4 protein-coding genes and 1 pseudogene are annotated in these 3,536 nt (G+C 57.1%); all 5 read left to right on the forward strand.

From position 1 onward, the window contains the following. The first annotated feature begins 290 nt into the window (after window positions 1-290). A complete protein-coding gene (locus D571_RS0113445; RefSeq protein WP_018937213.1) occupies window positions 291-1,217 on the forward strand; it encodes a hypothetical protein in 927 nt (308 codons plus the stop codon). A 5-nt stretch (window positions 1,218-1,222) separates the two neighbouring features. After that, complete coding sequence (locus tag D571_RS14395; protein ID WP_156815804.1) at window positions 1,223-1,486, forward strand: hypothetical protein; 264 nt, start codon at window positions 1,223-1,225, stop codon at window positions 1,484-1,486. Between the two features lie 386 nt (window positions 1,487-1,872). After that, complete coding sequence (locus tag D571_RS14400) at window positions 1,873-2,481, forward strand: hypothetical protein (RefSeq protein WP_156815805.1); 609 nt, start codon at window positions 1,873-1,875, stop codon at window positions 2,479-2,481. A 97-nt stretch (window positions 2,482-2,578) separates the two neighbouring features. Further along, a complete protein-coding gene (locus D571_RS14405) occupies window positions 2,579-3,151 on the forward strand; it encodes a hypothetical protein (RefSeq protein ID WP_156815806.1) in 573 nt (190 codons plus the stop codon). Window positions 3,152-3,211: 60 nt separating this feature from the next. Then, window positions 3,212-3,451, forward strand: a pseudogene (locus tag D571_RS13900) (hypothetical protein); the annotation flags it as partial. Window positions 3,452-3,536: the final 85 nt, after the last annotated feature.

A 3,536-nucleotide genomic window follows, 5' to 3' on the forward strand; every position in this document is an offset into this window, starting at 1 on the left:
CCCCCCCCCCCCCCCAACTGCAGGGTTCGGCAAAGCTCTTGATAGGACGGCCTCAAGCCGGGGCCCTTCAAAGCCATCATTTATGGACAAGGATAAGCCATGACTTCGCCACGGATCGGCGTCCTCTGCGCAGTACCGCTTCGGTCTATGTCGCGTTGCGCTCCGATATCGTCGGCGCGTTACCCCGCTAGGCGCATCGGTGTATCGCTGGATTGGCTTGTGTTGCGTTGTCACCTGGCCGTCGGTGTGCCATGGCTGGCGACTTCCTCTCAAAGCCCGGGTAACCCGTGATGGCGTTCTTGCTTGTGTATGTGATCGTGACCCTGATGGCCGTCGGGATTCTCTCGGACCCTCGCCGGGCGTCGTTTCGCACTCGAGTGATTTACGCGGTCCTAGTGTTGGCAGCGCCCCCGGTGTTGACGGGCGTGGGGACGGTGACCGCTGGCCTGGGCCTGATCAACCCACCCAGCCCCGTTCTGATACTCCTTGGCTATATCATCGTGCCACTGCTTACCGCCTGGCACTTTGTGTCCAGGTACCCGTATGCGCCTGACGGTAAGCAAGAAATGAAGAGTTTCCGGCTCTCGAAGGGGAGGCCACCGGAGGGGAGCCCTACGGACATCGCGCGTGAAGAGGCGGGTGGCAAGGACTTCGAGGCTACAGTGGTCCTTGGGGGATACTTCACGCTGGTCCTGAGTGCGTCCTATCTGCTACCGCGGAATGTACTGAGCTCGATGCCATCTCTTCGTGAATTCGTGGGCTTTATGGAGGTGCACTTTTCCGGAGTGGAGACGTTTGGTCTCTGGTCAAATTTTCCGGAGGTCGCACAGCTGGTTTACTCGTTCCAGTTGCTCCTTGTTCCCGCGTTTGCAGTATGGACAGTGGTGTCATTAGGGGCGCACCTGAGGAAAGTCCCGGGAGCTCTCTGGAAAGGCCTTTTAACGATTCTGCTCTTAGGGTTGGCGGCTTTCCTGATTCTCTCCGGCATCTATCCCTCGGGCCCGGAGATTTCTGGGTTGTCTGGTCGTGTTTCCAGACTGTCGTACACATCAGAGTTCTGGTTCTCCGTGTGGAGTGTCGTGATTACCTATGCCACTGCGGCGTCGATTTCTTTCGTATACGTGGCTATCCGGGATTTGTTTTTCTGGGGGGCTGCCGTTCGTCGGGCTCGCCTTAGGTTGTTTGGAAGCAGCTTGGGACTACTCGATCGGGGGTGACTTCAGTGGCGTTGTGCGAGTTCTTCAAACGCGGCGAGTCCCACGCCTCAGCGTTCATCCAGGACACTGTCCACACCGAGGCGCGCGAGCGCCTGGACGTACCGGAAGACATCGCCACCCTTACCGACCTGAAGGGTTGCGGTGAGGTGCACGGCCTGCATCGGGCCCGCGCGACGTACCGGGCGACCGAGCTGCCCGAAGGCGATTCGCCCGCGTGGCGCTGGCAGGCGTCCGGTGGAGCGAGAGCACCCGCACGACTTGCTTGTTGACCAGGCAGCCTGACGGCCCCGATTATTAACCCCATACACATGGAAAGGGATAAGCCATGGACTCGTCACGGAACGATGCAGTCTCCGGTTCAACACCGAAGCTGGTAGCGCCTTGCTGGTCCGCGCCGACTTCGCTGGATTTTCCAACGGCAAAGCGGGCGTCGCGCAGCACCGTCTGTCCGCCGAACCCGGCGGGGAGGTTGTGTGCGTGCGGTGATGACGCTCGGGACTCCCCCCTATCAGTCAACCTAATACTCGCCACGATGCAGCCCGCAGGTGATAACCATCCGGGGGCGTCGGTATAGAAGGAGTCGCCTTCGTGCTCGCCTGGCTGGTAATAGTGGTGTTTCTAGATTTTAAAATGATTTGTTGCGCAAGGGTGCGTTATGGTTGAGGGTAATCCTGGGGGCTCCGGCCCGGAGTCGTATGCAGAGCTAAAAGGTCGAAAGTTTGAGCGCAGAAAAAACAGCGAGATTCTTTTGTTATTTGGTTTTTATTTCGGGTTGTCTCTTCTTATTGTGCATGTTGTTCCGCGGGGTATATTATCCGAGTTTCCGTTTTTTCGAGACTTGGTTGATGCTCTTGGAGGGGTCGTTCCTGGGGTGGAGCGATTCGGGCAATGGTCGGCGTTTCCTGAGGCCGCTCAGTTGACCTATTCTCTGCAGATTGTTTTGATTCCGATCCTCGTTGCGTGGGGCATTGTCTCTCTGAGGATCAGGCTGAAAGAGATCACCACAAAACGAGAGCTTCTCCGGGCTTTGGCGGCTATTTTATTTTATGGTTTGGTGGGGGTTGCGCTTGTTTTTCTGGCGTACCCAGCTTCGCCGGATCTGGGTGGTATGTTCGGTCAAATTTCGGAAAGCGCCTATGCCTCTAAATTCTGGTTTGCGTTTCACGGTTCGTGGCTGATGTTTGCGGCGTCCATGTGCTTTATTCTTTTCTGTGTTCTTGCGAAGGATTTTGTTTTTTGGTTGGTGGGTGGTTTAATTAGATAGTTTGTGGTGGTCTCTGTCTCGTTTGGTTAAGGGTTATCAGTGTTTTGGCGTGATCTGGTGATTGTTTAAGGTTTTTTGTCCAAAGGGAGTGGTGGTCATGGAAGATAGTAAATTCCATAGTCAAGGCTTGTTTTATGATATAGATAATCATATCCGTTCGATTCAGTCTGAATCGCTAGCTGGTTTTTCGGCCTTTCTTGGCGAGGTATCCGATCCGGCGCTTAGCGAAGCCGCCCGTGTAGAGAAGCTGGCGAACTATTATGAAGGTGAATACCGGAGGTTTGCAGAAAAAGCGCGGGTGACGGCCGAACATGCGGAGGCAGTGGGCGATTCTCCGCGAGCTTCGGTCTGGCGGGCGGCCACGGAGGAAGCCCGAGGGTGGGCGGACCAAAGAGCGTCTACCGCGGACGCCCACTGGATACAGAGTACTCATCATGCCATCGGTGCGCGTGTTAGCAGCGTCTTGGGGCCGATAGGGAATCTTGTTGATGCAACGAAAATCCTTACGGACGCCGCGCGCGGCGATTGGCGGGAACTGTCGGCGAACACGAGTAGTGTCTTACTTGGAGTTGGTCTCGCGAAGGTTGGGGCCGTAGTAGCTGGTGCAGCTTTCGCTCCGGCCCTTGCGCCTGCTATCGCCGCCGCAGGTGGAGCCGCGCTCGGAACCTAGCTAGCAAATGAATACGGTGGAGATCTGTACGACAGCATACGAGAGACTGCTACAGATGTTCTGGAAGAACTCGGGGGCGCTACCGGTGTACTTCAATCCGCCTGGGACTTCTGGGTGGGTGACTTGATTGGCGATGTGCGCGACTTCTTCAACCGCGGCGAGTCCCACGCCTCCCCGATCATCCTGGACCTCGACGGCAACGGCATTTCCACGGTCGGCCTGGAGGCCGGCGTACAGTTCGACCACAACGGCGACGGGTTTGCGCAAGCCACCGGCTGGGTGGGGCCGGAGCGTAAGCTTCCCATCCACGAGGACCAGTGGTTATTAGAGTGCTCTGGCACAATCGAGGTCGAGCCGCCGGGAGGGGAGCCATGCGGAAGTCACG

This window comes from Thioalkalivibrio sp. ALJ24 (assembly GCF_000377785.1).
Lineage (GTDB): Bacteria > Pseudomonadota > Gammaproteobacteria > Ectothiorhodospirales > Ectothiorhodospiraceae > Thioalkalivibrio.

Excerpts from the sequence above, each read along its gene's own strand:
- D571_RS14405 (WP_156815806.1), top strand. The coding sequence starts at position 2,579 with ATGGAAGATAGTAAATTCCATAGTCAAGGCTTGTTTTATGATATAGAT.
- D571_RS14400 (WP_156815805.1), top strand. The coding sequence starts at position 1,873 with ATGGTTGAGGGTAATCCTGGGGGCTCCGGCCCGGAGTCGTATGCAGAG.
- D571_RS0113445 (WP_018937213.1), top strand. The coding sequence starts at position 291 with ATGGCGTTCTTGCTTGTGTATGTGATCGTGACCCTGATGGCCGTCGGG.